Raw genomic sequence first — 16,169 nt, forward strand, 5'->3', positions numbered from 1 at the left:
ATGCAAGAACAAACTATGCCGGCCGAAAAAGAAAATGCCCAAAAAGCTAAAATAGATGCTTTACTTCATTTGGCCGACGACAGTTTAATAATGGGGCACCGATGCAGTGAATGGTGTGGCCATGGTCCTATACTGGAACAAGATATTGCTTTAACAAATATTGCATTAGACTTTGTAGGACAGGCAAGAAATTTTTATCAACACGCCGCAGCATTATTACAACAACTTCCTAACGATATGGCATTGGCGTTGGCTGATTTTGACATAACGCCGGCTTCTATTACTGAAGATAGTCTGGCATACTTAAGAAATGCCAATGCATATAAAAACCATTTGTTGGTAGAGTTGCCTAATGGCGATTGGGCTCAAACCATTTTAAAGATTTTCTTTTTTAGCAATTATCGGCAAATACTGTTTCAGCAATTGTTGAAAAATAGTGATACACAATTGGCGGCCATTGCCGAAAAATCATTAAAAGAAATTCAATACCATGTAAAGTGGAGCGGGGAATGGGTAATGCGCTTGGGCGATGGAACAGATGAAAGCCGGGAACGCATGCTTAAAGCAATAGATTATTTGTGGCCTTATGTAGGGGAGTTTTTTAATTGTACCGAATACGAAAAAACTGCATTTGAATTAGACGATACATCTATTGATCTTTTGAAACAAACTTGGTTAAATACAATCAATCACACATTTCAGTTGGCTACCTTACCGGAACAAACATTTGGAAAATGGTATCAGTCGGGCGGTAAATTGGGCATTCATACGGAACATCTCGGTTATATTTTGGCTGAAATGCAATTCTTACCACGTACATATCCTAATGCAGAATGGTAAATACTATTGAACATACCGAATCACAAGTTTGGCAATTGTTAAGTACGGTCAATGATCCCGAAGTCCCGGTTTTATCAATTGTTGATTTGGGTATTGTCAGAAATGTAAGTGTTCATAATGCAGAAAGTATTACAGTAACCATAACACCTACTTATAGCGGATGCCCTGCTATGGATGTAATTAGTATGCAAATTCGATTGGTATTGCTGGAATACGGTTTTAAAGAAGTAAAAGTTGAAAAAGTACTTTCACCTGCATGGACAACCGATTGGATGAGTGAATCGGGGAAAGAAAAGCTAAAAGCTTACGGCATTGCACCCCCGTTACCAAAGCAAACGGTTTGTAAACCCGATGAGTTTCAGGAAGAAGAAGCAATTCAGTGTCCGCATTGTTTATCTTATCATACACGTTTAATTTCACGATTTGGCAGTACGGCTTGTAAAGCTTTGTATCAATGCCAGGATTGTAAGGAACCATTTGATTATTTTAAATGTCATTAATTTGCTTTTATGGCCGAAATTTTATTTGAAGTAAATAACGGTATTGCATTTATCACCCTGAATCGTCCTGATAAATTAAATGCTTTCAATCGCTCAATGGCACTGCTAATGCAAGAAAAGTTACATGCCTGCAATAACAGTGACATTCGTTGTGTATATATTACCGGTGCGGGTAAAGGGTTCTGTGCCGGGCAAGATTTAGAAGAGGTGCTTGACCACAATGGGCCGGGCATGAATAGAATTTTAAAAGAACAGTTCAACCCCATCATTACACTTATACAACAATTGGAAAAACCTGTAGTAGCCGCAGTAAATGGTGTTGCCGCAGGTGCCGGTGCTAATATTGCTTTGGCTTGTGATATAGTAGTTGCAAATGAACAGGCATCCTTCATACAAGCATTTTCAAAAATTGGTTTAATTCCTGATAGCGGTGGCACTTATTTTTTGCCGCGACTAATTGGATACCAAAAAGCAATGGCATTAATGATGTTAGGTGATAAAGTATCAGCAACAGAAGCTGTTAATATGGGCATGATTTATAAAGCTTTTCCAACAGGTGATTTTGAGAATGCTGCTAAACAATTCGTTCAGCAATTAGCTAACATGCCTACCCAAGCATTGGCTTACATAAAACAGGCTTTACAAGCTTCCATGCACCAAAATTTAAATCAGCAATTGGAACTAGAAGATGTATTGCAACAAAAAGCAGCTGCTACTAATGATTTTAAAGAGGGGGTAAATGCTTTCATACAAAAACGTACACCCATTTTTACCGGCAATTAAAACAAATACTATGTCTGATATATCGCCCGAAACAGTTGTACAAGCAATGGTTAATAACGATGCCTTTTCAAAATGGTTAGGTATTCAGGTACTTGCCATTAAAGAAGGATATAGTAAAATAACCATGAAAGTAAGACCCGAAATGATGAATGGATTAGGCGTAGTACATGGTGGTGTAGCATTTTCTTTTGCCGATAGTGCCTTTGCATTTGCTTGTAATAACAGAAATCAACTATCGCTGGCATTAGATACTTCCATACAATTTTTAAAACCGGTTCATGTAGGCGATCAATTGGTTGCTGAGGCAGGCGAGTTACACAATGGTAAAAGCACAGGCTTGTATCTGGTTAAAATTTATAACCAGCACAATCATTTAATTGCCTTGTTTAAGGGCACTTGTTTTAGAACTACAAAACCTGTTGTGGTATGATTTATAAGTTTCGGCAATACATTCCCGTTATTCATCCATCGGCATTTGTACATCCGCAGGCTACTGTTACCGGAAATGTTATTATTGGTAAAGATGTTTACATTGGTCCGGGCGCTGCCATACGGGGTGATTGGGGCAAGATTGTGATAGAAGATGGTTGCAATGTGCAGGAAAATTGTACCATACATATGTTTCCCGGTATAACGGTAACTTTAAAACAAAATGCTCATATTGGACATGGTGCAATTATTCATGGTGCTACCATTGGCGAAAATTGTTTAATTGGCATGAATGCCGTTATTATGGATAATGTAGTTTTAGGCAATGAATGCATTGTTGGAGCTTTAACGTTTATTAAAGCGGATACCATTTTTGAAGCAAGAAGTTTGATTGTTGGAAATCCCGCCAAAAAAATAAAAGAAGTTAGTGATGAAATGATTCAGTGGAAAACTGAGGGTACTGCATTATACCAAGCATTACCGGAACAAATGCGCTTGTACTGGGAACCTTGTAACCCTTTAACTGAAATGCCAGGAGAACTCGATATAAATGACATTGAGCAAGCATATAAAACATGGAATGAAACAAAGCCGCGTAAATAACTGCTTTGTGTTACCTTTGTGCGCTGAACTTAATAATGAATTGTGCCTGATAATAATTTCATAGACTATATACGTATTTTTTGTAGAAGTGGCCACGGTGGTGCCGGTGCCAGCCATTTTATGCGCAATAAATTAACTGCAAAAGGAGGGCCTGATGGGGGTAATGGGGGGCGTGGCGGTCATATCATTTTACGCGGAAATGCCAACTTATGGACGTTACTGCATTTGCGTTACTACAAAAATGTATTGGCACAAAATGGTGAGCCGGGTTCAAAAAATAATTGCACCGGACACGATGGGGAAGATATTATTATTGAAGTGCCACTTGGAACCATTGCAAAAGATGAAGCTACAGGTGCAATTGAAGCTGAAATATTAGAAGATAAACAAGAAATTATTTGGTTGCGGGGCGGCCGTGGTGGTTTGGGCAATGCCAATTTTGCAACACCCACCAATCAAGCACCTGAATATGCACAACCCGGTGAACCGGGAACTGAAGGCTGGAAGTACCTTGAATTGAAGGTACTAGCCGATGTAGGATTAGTAGGTTTCCCCAATGCCGGAAAATCTACTTTATTAAGTGTTATTACTGCGGCTAAGCCAAAAATTGCTGATTATGCGTTTACGACACTTGTGCCACAGTTAGGTATGGTGGCTTACCGCGATGGTAAAAGTTTTTGTATTGCCGATTTACCCGGAATTATTGAAGGTGCTGCTGAAGGTAAGGGATTAGGTCATCGATTTTTACGTCATATTGAACGAAATGCTGTTTTACTATTTCTTATTCCTGCCGATAGTAATGATCATGCCGCCGAATTTCAAATTTTATTGAATGAACTTTCTGCTTACAATCCGGAAATGTTACAGAAAGATTTTATGATTGCAATCAGCAAAGCTGATATGCTGGATGAAGAGTTGAAAGCAGAAATTGCTAACCACCTTCCCAAAAATATTCCACATCTCTTCATTTCATCTGTTACGGGCGAAGGGTTAATGGCGTTAAAAGATGCTTTATGGCAATTATTGAATAAACCTGTTTCAGCGTAAAGGGTATTACGTTATTTATTATAATTTATTTCATACGTAGTTTTCTAGGCTTTTTCTTTTAAAAACAAACAAACGTTCGTCATTTTGTTGGTAATATTTTATTAATATTCCAAAATTTTGCATCATGGGTTACCTTTTTTGTATTTTTGTATTAATCAATGAATGCAGTAGGCCTTACTAAATTCTTTCTTCAACGTTCTTCGCTTGCCTACTATGAAATACAATAGATGATTGGTTGTCCAATGAAATCAATTTTTTAACAACAAAAAATGATGTGAAAGCATCAGCGGTAAATTATTGTTTCATTTAAAACCAAAAAACATGAAAAGAATTAATTTAAACAAAGTAGCACGTAATTTTTTTGCAGGTAGCTTATTAGCTGCAGCCTTATTCTTATCGGTTAATACCAATGCTCGCACCGTTAGCACCGAGAATGACAATAACAAAGTGCAAATTAAATATACCGGTAGCAGTGAAGATTTTGTAAACTTTACTGTAACCTATGCAAACCCTACCGGTAGCAGATTTGATTTAACTTTCTACGACGAAAATGGCAATGTTATTTATTCCGATTCGTTTAAAGACAAAAATTTTGTAAAACGTTTTAGTGTTCCTAAAAATGCTTATCAAAAATTAACAGCTGTAGTAAGCAACGCAAACGGCAATGATGTAAAGAAATTTGATATTTCTATTCGCACCCGTTTAGTAGATGATGTAAAAATTAACCAACTGTAGTAACCCAAAAAAATGTAAAAAGCCTGTTCCTAAATTGAACAGGCTTTTTTTATGGAATGAAATGATTATTTTAAAGCGATTTGTTTTTCTTGATTGAGTCATTAACTAAATAGGTATTCCAGATCTTCTCTGCTTAATGATTTTACGAAGCTTTCATCATCGGTAATCAAATCACGGGCTAAGGCTCTTTTCCTTTCCTGCAAGGTTAATATTTTATCTTCAACCGTATCGGTACAAATCATTCTGTAAGCAAAAATGTTTTTGGTTTGGCCAATGCGGTGGGTTCTGTCAATAGCTTGTTGTTCAACGGCCGGATTCCACCAGGGATCAACAATATATACATAATCGGCAGCGGTTAAATTTAAACCCACACCACCTGCTTTTAATGATATTAAGAACACCCTGCAATTTTCATCATTTTGAAAACGCTCAATAGCTTTTTGTCTTCCTTCTGCTGAAGTGCTTCCATCAAAATATTCATAATCTATTCCCAGTTCATTCAGCTTTTCTTTTATCAATGAAAGCATACCTATAAACTGTGAAAATACCAAAGCTTTATGATTGCTGATGTTTTCTGAAATTTCACGACCCAATTCTTCCAACTTTACAGAAACATTGGGGAATTTTTCATCATCTTTTATAATGGCCGGACTATCACAAATTTGGCGCAGCTTCATTAAACCTTGCAAAATGGTGAGTTGCGATTTTTGTACGCCTTGTGCATCAACAGTGCCTAATATTTTTTCACGGTAATCATTGCGGTAAGCATCATATATTTTGCGTTGTTCACTTCCCATTTCACAGAATAAAACAATTTCTTGTTTTTCGGGCAAGTCTTCTGCTACTTGCTCCTTTGTTCTTCTTAGTATAAATGGATATAATAATTTTCGTAAATGCTCCTTTTGTTCTTTTTCATTGAATTTATCAATGGGAATCGCAAATTCCTGCTTAAAAAATTCTATACTGCCCAACATGCCAGGGTTCAAAAAGTTCATTTGCGCAAAGATGTCAAAAGTGTTGTTTTGCAAAGGGGTACCACTTAAACAGAGCTTGTTTTTAGCCTTCAGTAAACCGGCAGCTTTTGTTATTTTACTCGCTGGGTTTTTAATGGCCTGGCTTTCATCTAATATTACATAATCAAAATTAATGTCAACAAATTGCTTTATGTCGCTACGTAAAGTGCCATACGTTGTTATAATAATATCATATTTGTTATCCGCTAACAAATCTTTATCTCTGGCACCACCATGATGAATATAATAAGTAAGTTCCGGTGTGAATTTTTTTATTTCATTTTGCCAGTTATACATTAGTGTAGTAGGACAAATAACCAAAGCCTTTAAATGACCTTGTTGTTGTTTTAAATGGTAAATAAACGTAAGTGCTTGAATGGTTTTACCTAAACCCATATCATCTGCTAAAATTCCACCCCATTCAACTTCGTGTAAATAATTTAGCCATTGAAAACCGCTTTCTTGATAGGGGCGCAGTATTTTTTGTAAAGGAGCCGGTGCTGCAATTGGCTGTATGCTAAAGTTTTCTTTTAATTTTTCAAATTTTTCTTCCAATTGTATGGTTAATTCGGCTTCATTACGTTGTTCATACAATTCTTCAATTACACTAAAATGATACTTGCTTAGTTTTATATTCGTGGTTTTTCCTTCGCCAATTCTGAACAATAAAGCATATTTCTTAAGCCATTCTTCAGGTAATATACCCAATGTGCCATCGCTTAATTGTACAAATTGTTGCTTATTGGCTAATGCTTTTTTTACATCGGCAACCGTAATTTTTTGTTCTCCAAACTGTATTTCAACTTTTGCATCAAACCAGTCGGTGTGTGAACTTATGTAAATTTTGGTAGAAGGTTTCGCCGTATTAAATCTAAATTTTTTAAGTGTATCAAAACCAAAAATTGGGGTTGAACGATCTTTTAGTGAATCGATAAATAAAAAGAACCAATTGTTTTTCAATACATCGGCACCTTTTAACGCCAATGTATTGCCGTTTTCTGATTGTAAAAAGTGGGAATATAGTTTTTGGATAGATTCAATGAATTGATGCTCAGCTTCTTTGTTTCTATGAATTACTACAATACTGTCGCCTTTTGGAATAATGATTTTATCATTATCGCCTTGTTTAACTTCATAACCCTGATATGTGAAAATGGGTTGAAATAATAAATAATCACCTTTTTCTTTTAATAAAATGGCACAGTCGGGTTTACTATCTCTTATTTCTTTCTTTTGAATATTGCCAAATTGAATATTGTATTGTTTGGATAATGGCAATATGAACTGGGTTAACTGTTGCTGCCAGTTATCAGGTGATATTGTAATTTTTCCTTCGGGTAAAAATTTTTCAATTAATAAAATGTCCTCAGGTTTATCCCAATTATAAAACACGCCATTGTGCGCAAATAAAAAAGGTGAATTAATTTCATTTTCTTGAATAGCTACACGACCAATTGGCAGTTTAGCATAGCACTCAACTATGTATTCATTGGGAGTTTGTTGAATAAAAAATTCAGGAATTAAGGTTTGTTGTGCCAATTGTGTTGGCTCAATATTCGCCGTGGTAAATGTTTTTCCTGAAGGAAGATAAAAGCAGAAATTACTTTCTGCTAATTCAACAAATAACTTTTTGTATTTGGGGTGAAGATATTCGTTGATTAGTTGTTTGGTTTCTTCCGGTAAATCGTCGCCATGTTGTTGAATAATATTATCCCATATACCACTGAATGGTGAATTGCGGGTTAAATATTTATTTACTTCAGCAGGTAATACTTTCCGTAGTTGTTGAAGTAAAATTTTGTCATCTTCTGAAAACGGTTCTGTATTGACGAACTTATTTAAGTCAAGCTTTTCTACCTTATTAATAAACTTAGTAAAGTGCTCATCAATTTCACCTTGTATGGCTTCTATTTGTAAGTAGGGATATTGTGGTTGGTTAAAAATAAGTACCGTTCCCAACTTCAGTTGTGCTTTTTCAATTGTGGTTGTAATGGGTGGTATATCGGATTCAGCCACTACAACTTTTTCTGAATTACGTTCGGTGCTATAGTTTAATGCCTCTTGTTTTTCAGTTGAAATGTTTGTATTAATGCGTTTTATGGAAGGGTCTAATACTTTTAAAAACGGTTTACCATTGGTGTAGGTAAATTCAAATTTATCGGTTAAATCATCTGATAGCGAGTAACCGTAGATTGACAATAATTTATTTTTCTCCTTATCCCAATTTCGAATAGTATCAAAATAATTAGGCCCATAATTGTTTAGTAATTGTAAAAATACAATGGTTTTATGCACGCATAGGGGGTGATGCATGTCGCTATTACAATTACAACTTGTATCAAAATTTCTTTCTTCATTTTTTTGCAGAATCACATTCATTTTTTCACCTTCCATTATCACCTCGGCCAACACTTTTTCATCTTTGGCTTCAATAATATTGGCAGTGTTGTAGCGTGTAAATCCTTCTGCTAAAGAAAAGTTTTCATTACCTGAAAGCATTTTAATTAGTTTTATATCTAATGCTTTCATTTTTACAACCGTATGCTTTTGGTTATAATGCACTTCTTTTTCGCCCAAAATATTTTTGTCAATCATTTCCTGTAACTGAAATAAAGCAGCAGCTTTATGCCTGCAAATTTCAGTTAGATTGTAAGGGCATGTGCATCGGAGTGAAAGTGTTTGCGGATCTTTATAATGTTGTATGTAAACTTTATAAAATGTACCGTACGAGTCATCTTTTACTCTAAATACAACGCTATTCATTAATGCATCGTGCTCAATTAATTCCAAGTTACCCGTAGTATGAATTTTTTTCCCACGACGAATAACTTCTTCTGCGCCATTATTGTAAATATGTTTTATTAAATACGGTAATGCCATAAATACACAAACACTACTAAAATGATAAAATGATTTTTCAGGATGTTCCCGAAAAGGGCAATTTGCAAAATTAAGTATTTATGGCGTAGGCTGCGGTAAAAAATAAATGCTGAATATGAAATGTTTGTTAAGGAAAATATAGAAAGCTTAAATTATCCTATTTGTAACGCTCCATTTTTATAGATCGGCAATATGTTGGCAACATCGGGTGTTACACAATATTCCAAATCCTTTTCAAGTCCATAAGCTGCCAAGCGATGCCAATGCGTGGTTTTTCTAATAAACTGATGCATATTGTTTTGATGCATGGCGTACATTTCTGCAGCCATTAATGAGGAATCGCAATGAATATGAAAATGAGGCGCTATTTGTTGTATAACGGCTCCTGCAAACAAAGTGTCTTCTAAATTAAATTTATCTTTCCAGGCGGAACAACCTAATATTACCTGCTTTTTTTGTTGAATAAGATAATTGGCTACTGCCGATAAATTGGGAAAGGAACCGGTTATAATTTCAGCGGCACCATTGTTTAAGGCCATGTGTAGCATTTTAGTGCCATTGGTAGTGGTTAATACCAGTGTTTTTCCTTTTATGAAAGAAGCAGGATAATCGCCGGGTGAATTGCCATATTGTAATCCTTCAATTACTTTCCCATCGCGTTCGCCGGCGGTAATACTGTTAGGGGTTGCATTGCCAATGGCTATGCATTGCGCAACACTATCAACCGGAATTACTTTTTCTGCGCCATTGTACAAAGCGGTTGCTATGGTTGATGTAGCTCTGAAAACATCAATAATTACAACAATCGTATTATTCAAATCATATAAATGTAATAATGCAGGCGACAAAACGGTGTGTAAAGCGGGAAGTTTCATAATATTTCACTTGGTTAACTACTATCTCTTCTTTCAACTTCTTTGAACTGCAGTTGTGAAAAAAAGAAATGCAAATATAATTGCAAATGTTTGTGGTAGTTGTATTATACTATTTTCTATATTCAATTTTTACTTTAACAACACCGGCATTTATCATGTCTATATTTTTTGCAGCCGATTTACTTAAATCAATAATTCTACCCCTAACAAATGGGCCTCTGTCATTTACTCGTACAATTACAGATTTATGGTTGCTTAAATTCGTAACACGCACTTTTGTTCCAAAAGGCAACTGTTTATGTGCAGCAGTAAGTAATGATTGATGAAAAGCTTCGCCACTGGCGGTTCTTCTTCCTTCAAATTTATCGCCATAATACGAGGCATAGCCATATTCCGTGTGTATGCGACCACTTCCGGTTAATGCATTATCCGGTATGGTTTTGCGATGACAGGCGGCAGCCAGCAGTATTAAAAATACGAAAAAATACTTATGTAATACTTTGCTTGTGAAGTGAGGTTTTTTAACAGATACTAGCATTATTATTTTTTTTGTTGGCAATATATTAAAATAATAGGCAACATTACTTTTGTTGCCTATTCAAATAAAAATGTTTAAATGCTTTTTAGGATAAAAATGGCATTTTTACAATTTGTGCTTTTACCAAACTATTCCTTATTTCAATAAAAATGTTATTGCCTAATGTGGCATGTTGAATTTGAACATAACCCATGCCAATGCCTTTGTTTAAGGACGGTGATTGTGTGCCACTGGTAACATGACCAATGGTTTCACCTGCTTCATTTTTAATTAAATAATTGTGTCGTGGTATTCCACGGTCAATCATTTCAAAGCCTACTAATTTTTTTTGAATGCCATTCTGTTTTTGTTCATGCAAAATAGATTTGGCGGTAAATTCTTTTGTAAATTTTGTAATCCATCCCAAGCCTGCCTCTAAAGGGCTAGTTGTGTCATCTATATCATTACCATATAAGCAATAACCCATTTCTAAACGCAAAGTATCACGAGCACCAAGCCCAATGGGTTTTAAGCCTTGTGGGGTACCTGTTTGTAAAATGGCATTCCAAATAGTAGTAGCGGCATCATTACTATCTTCAAAATAAATTTCAATACCGCCTGCACCGGTATAGCCGGTTGCACTAATTAAAACATTGTCAATGCCTGCAAAAGTTGTTTTAATAAAACTATAGTAAGGTAAATTTAAAATATCGGCACCGGCAAGTGGTTGTAAAATTTTGGTAGCATTGGGTCCTTGAATGGCTAACAAACAGGTTTTATCGCTAATGTTGTGCATTTCAGCACCAAAGTCTTTATTAAAATTGGCAATCCAGTTCCAATCTTTTTCAATGTTGGCAGCATTTACCACCAACATGTAAGCTTTATTTTCTTCTAAACAATACACAATTAAATCATCAACAATACCGCCTTGTTCATTGGTTAAACAACTATACTGTGCTTTTCCCTTCGTTAACTTAGAAGCATCATTTGTTGTAACTTGTTGTATAAGGGGTAAGGCTTGCGGTCCTTTAATAATGAATTCGCCCATGTGGCTAACATCAAATATACCGGCATTGGTTCTAACTGTTTGGTGTTCATCATTAATGCCGCTGTAGCTAATGGGCATATTGTAACCTGCAAATTCGGCCATTTTTGCACCCAGTGCTATGTGAAATTGTGTAAAAGGTGTATTCTTCATGTTGCATTTTTGTTGGCAACAAAAGTAAGTGTTGTAGGCATGGTGAAAAAAATAATTACATCGCCTTCTTATTAAAAAAAAGTGCCCCTGCTGTGAACAGCAGCGGGCACAGGGGTATTTCCCAACTTCAACCTGTTTTATATTGCAAAGCGTGTACGCAATAAATCTGTTACATTGGGTTGCAGCATGTCGGACGAGTCGTTTGATGTTGCTGTAACCTTTGACTTTTGTGGTGTTTCGGGTGTATAGTGGTAATGGCCACTATCTTTTTTATTGGAATTATTTAAAGAATCATTTGTTTTTTGTTGTTGCTTTAAAGAGGGTTGTGGTTGACTTTGATTGGGTTGGTCATTCTCTGTTGCATCATCATTATCAAGTGCTTTTAAACCGTCTTTTGTCATTAAATAAGTCGTATTATAATTCCAGCTGTAGGCGGCGTCATCATTCCATTGCCAGTTCCAATTGTCATCAAAGCCAATGTACACATTATCCGCACCATCAAAATACCTGTTTTTGGCAGTAATTTTTATTTTTTTACCTACAGGTACGGCAATGGTTACAATTAAATGTTGGTTCCTGAATTTGTTATTGGGGTTAATGGCAATACCATTATTAAATTGAAGGGTAGAACCATTTTGGTTTATTTGAAAAGGAATGGCATCGGCATTGATGTTGGCATTTATTTTACTTGACCCATTAGCCAATTTTACAACTGTTGCATAAAAACTATCATTAGTAGCTTGTATAATACGAATGTTTACATTTTTTACAAACACACTATCCGCATCTACACCATTAAAGGGATCGAGATTGAACCAATGACGATTATTGTAAAACTTGGTTTCGCTGCCACGTACTATTTCTAAATATCCGTTCTTGGGTTGTGCAATGTTTACCGATTGCTCAATTGGATTGTTTCTATACTTGAAATCATTGCGAAGTGATACAATTAATCCCATAAAACAAACCCAACCTATTATCCATAATGCAATGAAGCTGTACCGGATGATGTTTTTATTGCCTTTAATGTTGGCAATTTTGCGAATAACATAAGTTACTATGCCTATTACCGGCACCCAAATAAAGAATAACAAGGTACCCCATGCAAATAGGTTTTGCCAACCACTTTCTAAAATGTAGTCTTTTATCGGCATTAATCCGGTGAAAGCAATGCCTAATGCAAACAGTGTAACCACTATGGCAAAAACTACTACACCAATAATAAAGTAAGCAAAAATTTTAAACAGTAGTACAATCACATCACCCAAACCTTTGCCTGATTTACGGGCAATATTCCCTACATCTTTTCCAATTTCCTGGCCTTTATCGCTCACATTTTTTCCAATTTCCTCGGCACGACTTTTAATGTCACTCTTCATCTTTTGTGCACGATCTTTAAACCCCTCTAAGTCGCTTTTTATGGTATTTTTTATGCTTTCAACATCTACCTTTTCGCCTCGTAATTCTAATTTTTCTGCGGCAGTAGTAGCTTCAGGTAACACTATCCATAGTATGATATAAATTACCAGTGCACCCGGACTAAAAGAAATATTGATGAAAGAAGGAAAGTCGAACAATCCCCAATGCCAGTGGCGAAAGGCAAATGATATAAAAGGCAGAATAAACAATACCCTTGGAATCCAAACATTGATGCCGAAATATTTGGCTAAACCGCTGCATACACCTGCAATTATTTTGTCATCAGGGTCACGGTACAATTTTTTTCGGGTGGCACCAATGGTTTTCGATGCGGAGCTGGGTACTGCAATCCATAAAATTAAATACGGAATAAAAGTTACCCCAATAAATACAGCGGCAAGAATGCGGATAATAAGGGGGTCAATATTTAAATAATTGGCTACGCCACTACAAACTCCGCCAATAATTTTATTGTTTTCATCACGAAACAGGCGGTTGCCACTGGTGTGTTCCGCATTTGGAATGGCTGTGTTGTCGGAAGCAGTTTGTTCACCGCTGTTTATCCCTTCTGCATCAAAATCCTGTGGCCTTCCCATGCTGCTTATAACACCTTCAACGGCCTCGTCGGTTATGCAGGTGTTGCCTTTTTGCAATAATTCGGCAAACAATTCGGCAATTCTTCCTTCAATATCATTAATTATTTCATCGCGCCCTTCTTCGTGTGCAAAATACAAACGCAGGCTGTCTATATATTGCTGTAAGGTATCGTAAGCCGATTCTTCAATGGGAATAATTCTTCCCTGAAAATTAATGTTGATTACCTTTTTCATGGTTTAATGTTTTAAATGGCTGCACATAACCTGCCTATAGGGCAATAGATACCCTAGGTTACAGGTTTTATACAGATAGTTGGTTAAGGTTGGTCGGTTCCGTTGTTTTGGTTTTTAGGTTGTGTTAAGGCTTGAACGGCATCGGCCAATTCGTTCCAGGTTGTTTTTAATTCTTCATAAAATGCCAACCCTTTGTCTGTCATCTGAAAATATTTCCTGGGGGGGCCACTGCTACTTTCTACCCATCTATAACTAAGCAGGCCTGCATTTTTTAAACGGGTAAGTAACGGATATAAAGTTCCTTCTAAAATGTTTAAGTTGGCGGATTTCATTTGTTCAACAATATCGCTCGGATATACTTCGCCCTGGCGAATTACCGATAAGATGCAAAACTCCAATACCCCTTTACGCATCTGGCTTTGTGTGTTTTGAATGTCCATACTTTTCGGAGTTTTTGTTTGCTTTTATAAGCGATTTTTAAAAAACAATTTCAATGCAAGGCAGCTAAAATACTATAAAGCTAAATACCTTCTTTGTACCCTTACTTTTCTCATTCTGTGAATGTTCCACAAATTAGCGGCACTTAATACCGGTTTAACAGTGGCTAACTCGGTTGCATTGGCAATGGTTTCTTTTGTTTCGGTGGTTAATTGTGCTACTTGTGCTTTGGTTAGGGTAGCGAACAATGGTTGTTGTGTTTTCATTTTTTTATGTTTTTAAGTTGTTTTGTCTCATTGACAACACAAAGATGCAACATTATTTGGTACTATGCAACACATAGTACCAAGTTTATTTTAGTAATATGCCGACTAAGGAATTATCAAAATGATATAATGAATTGAATATCATTTAATTATGCAGGAATTTCAATTTTTCCTGATTTTAGAAATTTGGATGAACGGTAAAATAACGTGATGAAAAACATGGAATTTGTTCCCAAATATGTCTTTCAGTTAAGTTTAGCAGTCAAAATCTGTATTTTTTCATTGATGCAATAGCCTTTAAACGGCTAAGTAACTGAAAAAAGCATCGATGTATTTGTTTTTTTTCTATATTAGTGATTATATTAGCACAAAGTTGTAAAGTATAACACTTCATATAATGGTACAAAAACATTAATATAAATCTATATTAGTATGATTATGAAAAGATTATTTTTAGTAGCAATAACGCTAATTATCATGTTCCCGGTAATTGCGCAACAAAATTCCAATGGATATGCAGTGTATCAATATGCTAATGCGCAAGATCAAGAAACCATTGATTTTTGGTTTACTGCTGATACCTATATATACAATGTCAGACAAAAAGATTTCAGGGAAAGTAATGATTATAAAAATAGAATTAAAACATTGTCGAAACAAGATTCGCTCAATTTTGAAAAGGTGATTGATACCATTAACAAGAAAAATCAAGCACTGCCACCCAGATACATATTTGGCAACTTACACACAAATTTTACTTTGCAAAATGAGTTAAATGCCAATTTGCAACCCGTTTGCGTTGTTGACACTTTAACTTTTGTGCAATGGAAAGTTTTAGCAGATACATTAACTATTAATGGCTTGCTTTGCAGAAAAGCAACGGGATTATATATGGGTATGCAATATGAAGCCTGGTTTGCCCCTTCTATACCTGTTGCTGTAGCACCGCTGCAACTCAGAGGCTTACCGGGGCTTTTGGTAAAATTGAACAATTTAACCACCAATGCGCAGGTTGTTATGACTTATTTGGAATGGCCTGCCAAAAATTGGGTAGATGCCAAGCCTTGTAATGAAAATAATGCACTTACCCGACACGCTTTTCTAGAACAACAAACAAAAATAGAGGCTCAACGAAATATGAGAATTAGAAGTGCTAAAACCATAAATGAATTGCGTGGGCTAATTCAACAATAAACATAAGCTCAATTCACTATTTAAGGTAATTATCGTTGTTAGTTAACTTATGCATTGTATTTCAATGTGTCATCTAATACTTATGTATGTTTTTTGTATGCAACATTTACTATTAACATCAACATTTTAAATTTTACATTTTTATCCCGAGTATCTTATTTAAATTTATAGTAGGAATTGCTATTATATTATCTCAAAAAATTTATTTATGATACAGGAAAAAACACATATTGGTGCATTGCATCAACAGCATGTAGATTGGAAAGAAGAATTGTTGTTTACACGCGATGAGCTTAACTTTTTTGAAAAAAGGTTAGAAGAAATTGCCGGTAAAAATACCGACGCGGATACAAGCACAAAAGTTGAGCATTTTCAAAATCAATTTATTATTCAGCGGGAACAAATAGATGATTTGCTCCACCATATTGAAAAACACGAGGAAGAAATAGCGCATTTTGCGGAAGATCATCCTGTAGCAGTTGATCATCATCTGTTTCAAAATCATAATGATATGATTGAAAAAATGAAAGCTTTTCATGAATTATACCAACAACTAAAAGCTGAATTTTTACATTTTGCGGCTTCGGCTTTATAATTTAGTT

General features: G+C 35.6%; 16 protein-coding genes. 9 read left to right on the forward strand and 7 right to left on the reverse strand.

The genetic code is table 11. From position 1 onward, the window contains the following. The 7 genes from paaC (at position 1) to LX80_RS03300 (ending at position 4,937) form a co-directional block, all read left to right on the forward strand. Positions 1 to 840, forward strand: a complete 840-nt coding sequence (gene paaC, locus LX80_RS03270) for a 1,2-phenylacetyl-CoA epoxidase subunit PaaC (RefSeq protein ID WP_245897952.1) — start codon at positions 1 to 3, stop codon at positions 838 to 840. After that, positions 834 to 1,340 carry a 1,2-phenylacetyl-CoA epoxidase subunit PaaD gene (gene paaD, locus LX80_RS03275; protein ID WP_111293631.1) on the forward strand — a complete coding sequence of 169 codons (507 nt, stop codon included), beginning with the start codon at positions 834 to 836 and terminating at the stop codon, positions 1,338 to 1,340. Before paaC ends, paaD begins: the two co-directional genes overlap by 7 nt. A gap of 9 nt (positions 1,341 to 1,349) precedes the next feature. Next, positions 1,350 to 2,123, forward strand: a complete 774-nt coding sequence (locus tag LX80_RS03280) for an enoyl-CoA hydratase-related protein (protein WP_111293632.1) — start codon at positions 1,350 to 1,352, stop codon at positions 2,121 to 2,123. A 10-nt stretch (positions 2,124 to 2,133) separates the two neighbouring features. Beyond that, complete coding sequence (paaI, locus tag LX80_RS03285; RefSeq protein WP_111293633.1) at positions 2,134 to 2,553, forward strand: hydroxyphenylacetyl-CoA thioesterase PaaI; 420 nt, start codon at positions 2,134 to 2,136, stop codon at positions 2,551 to 2,553. Then, a complete protein-coding gene (locus tag LX80_RS03290; protein WP_111293634.1) occupies positions 2,550 to 3,155 on the forward strand; it encodes an acyltransferase in 606 nt (201 codons plus the stop codon). Before paaI ends, LX80_RS03290 begins: the two co-directional genes overlap by 4 nt. Before the next feature lie 42 nt (positions 3,156 to 3,197). Next, entirely contained in the window at positions 3,198 to 4,202 is a 1,005-nt protein-coding gene (gene obgE / locus LX80_RS03295) for a GTPase ObgE (protein ID WP_111293635.1), read from the forward strand. Positions 4,203 to 4,523: 321 nt separating this feature from the next. Further along, positions 4,524 to 4,937, forward strand: a complete 414-nt coding sequence (locus LX80_RS03300; protein WP_111293636.1) for a hypothetical protein — start codon at positions 4,524 to 4,526, stop codon at positions 4,935 to 4,937. A 101-nt stretch (positions 4,938 to 5,038) separates the two neighbouring features. Here LX80_RS03300 and LX80_RS03305 read toward each other — a convergent pair whose 3' ends face one another. From LX80_RS03305 to LX80_RS03335, 7 genes are all read right to left on the reverse strand, one after another. Next, positions 5,039 to 8,830, reverse strand: coding sequence for a DEAD/DEAH box helicase (locus LX80_RS03305; protein WP_111293637.1), 3,792 nt, complete (start codon positions 8,828 to 8,830; stop codon positions 5,039 to 5,041). Between the two features lie 152 nt (positions 8,831 to 8,982). Beyond that, positions 8,983 to 9,705 (reverse strand): 2-phosphosulfolactate phosphatase, encoded by a 723-nt coding sequence (locus LX80_RS03310; protein ID WP_111293638.1) that lies wholly within the window; start codon positions 9,703 to 9,705, stop codon positions 8,983 to 8,985. 109 nt (positions 9,706 to 9,814) lie between these two features. Next, positions 9,815 to 10,243 (reverse strand): septal ring lytic transglycosylase RlpA family protein, encoded by a 429-nt coding sequence (locus LX80_RS14610; protein ID WP_111293639.1) that lies wholly within the window; start codon positions 10,241 to 10,243, stop codon positions 9,815 to 9,817. Positions 10,244 to 10,328: 85 nt separating this feature from the next. After that, positions 10,329 to 11,420 (reverse strand): glycine cleavage system aminomethyltransferase GcvT, encoded by a 1,092-nt coding sequence (gene gcvT, locus LX80_RS03320; RefSeq protein WP_111293640.1) that lies wholly within the window; start codon positions 11,418 to 11,420, stop codon positions 10,329 to 10,331. Between the two features lie 137 nt (positions 11,421 to 11,557). Beyond that, complete coding sequence (locus LX80_RS03325; protein ID WP_111293641.1) at positions 11,558 to 13,669, reverse strand: PspC domain-containing protein; 2,112 nt, start codon at positions 13,667 to 13,669, stop codon at positions 11,558 to 11,560. An 83-nt stretch (positions 13,670 to 13,752) separates the two neighbouring features. After that, positions 13,753 to 14,109 carry a PadR family transcriptional regulator gene (locus LX80_RS03330; RefSeq protein ID WP_111293642.1) on the reverse strand — a complete coding sequence of 119 codons (357 nt, stop codon included), beginning with the start codon at positions 14,107 to 14,109 and terminating at the stop codon, positions 13,753 to 13,755. Between the two features lie 72 nt (positions 14,110 to 14,181). Beyond that, positions 14,182 to 14,373 (reverse strand): hypothetical protein, encoded by a 192-nt coding sequence (locus tag LX80_RS03335; protein ID WP_111293643.1) that lies wholly within the window; start codon positions 14,371 to 14,373, stop codon positions 14,182 to 14,184. Positions 14,374 to 14,811: 438 nt separating this feature from the next. Here LX80_RS03335 and LX80_RS03340 point away from each other — a divergent pair, with 438 nt between their 5' ends. Both LX80_RS03340 and LX80_RS03345 read left to right on the forward strand, forming a co-directional pair. Beyond that, entirely contained in the window at positions 14,812 to 15,567 is a 756-nt protein-coding gene (locus LX80_RS03340) for a GLPGLI family protein (RefSeq protein WP_170120364.1), read from the forward strand. Between the two features lie 208 nt (positions 15,568 to 15,775). Beyond that, a complete protein-coding gene (locus LX80_RS03345; protein ID WP_111293645.1) occupies positions 15,776 to 16,162 on the forward strand; it encodes a hypothetical protein in 387 nt (128 codons plus the stop codon). Positions 16,163 to 16,169: the final 7 nt, after the last annotated feature.

Origin of the sequence: Hydrotalea sandarakina, from assembly GCF_003254115.1 — a bacterium.
GTDB classification, from domain to species: Bacteria; Bacteroidota; Bacteroidia; order Chitinophagales; family Chitinophagaceae; genus Hydrotalea; species Hydrotalea sandarakina.

Coding starts and splice junctions, on each gene's coding strand:
- paaC (WP_245897952.1), top strand. CDS start 1: ATGCAAGAACAAACTATGCCGGCCGAAAAAGAAAATGCCCAAAAAGCT.
- paaD (WP_111293631.1), top strand. CDS start 834: ATGGTAAATACTATTGAACATACCGAATCACAAGTTTGGCAATTGTTA.
- LX80_RS03280 (WP_111293632.1), top strand. CDS start 1,350: ATGGCCGAAATTTTATTTGAAGTAAATAACGGTATTGCATTTATCACC.
- paaI (WP_111293633.1), top strand. CDS start 2,134: ATGTCTGATATATCGCCCGAAACAGTTGTACAAGCAATGGTTAATAAC.
- LX80_RS03290 (WP_111293634.1), top strand. CDS start 2,550: ATGATTTATAAGTTTCGGCAATACATTCCCGTTATTCATCCATCGGCA.
- LX80_RS03300 (WP_111293636.1), top strand. CDS start 4,524: ATGAAAAGAATTAATTTAAACAAAGTAGCACGTAATTTTTTTGCAGGT.
- LX80_RS03305 (WP_111293637.1), bottom strand. CDS start 8,830: ATGGCATTACCGTATTTAATAAAACATATTTACAATAATGGCGCAGAA.
- LX80_RS03310 (WP_111293638.1), bottom strand. CDS start 9,705: ATGAAACTTCCCGCTTTACACACCGTTTTGTCGCCTGCATTATTACAT.
- LX80_RS14610 (WP_111293639.1), bottom strand. CDS start 10,243: ATGCTAGTATCTGTTAAAAAACCTCACTTCACAAGCAAAGTATTACAT.
- gcvT (WP_111293640.1), bottom strand. CDS start 11,420: ATGAAGAATACACCTTTTACACAATTTCACATAGCACTGGGTGCAAAA.
- LX80_RS03325 (WP_111293641.1), bottom strand. CDS start 13,669: ATGAAAAAGGTAATCAACATTAATTTTCAGGGAAGAATTATTCCCATT.
- LX80_RS03330 (WP_111293642.1), bottom strand. CDS start 14,109: ATGGACATTCAAAACACACAAAGCCAGATGCGTAAAGGGGTATTGGAG.
- LX80_RS03335 (WP_111293643.1), bottom strand. CDS start 14,373: ATGAAAACACAACAACCATTGTTCGCTACCCTAACCAAAGCACAAGTA.
- LX80_RS03340 (WP_170120364.1), top strand. CDS start 14,812: ATGAAAAGATTATTTTTAGTAGCAATAACGCTAATTATCATGTTCCCG.
- LX80_RS03345 (WP_111293645.1), top strand. CDS start 15,776: ATGATACAGGAAAAAACACATATTGGTGCATTGCATCAACAGCATGTA.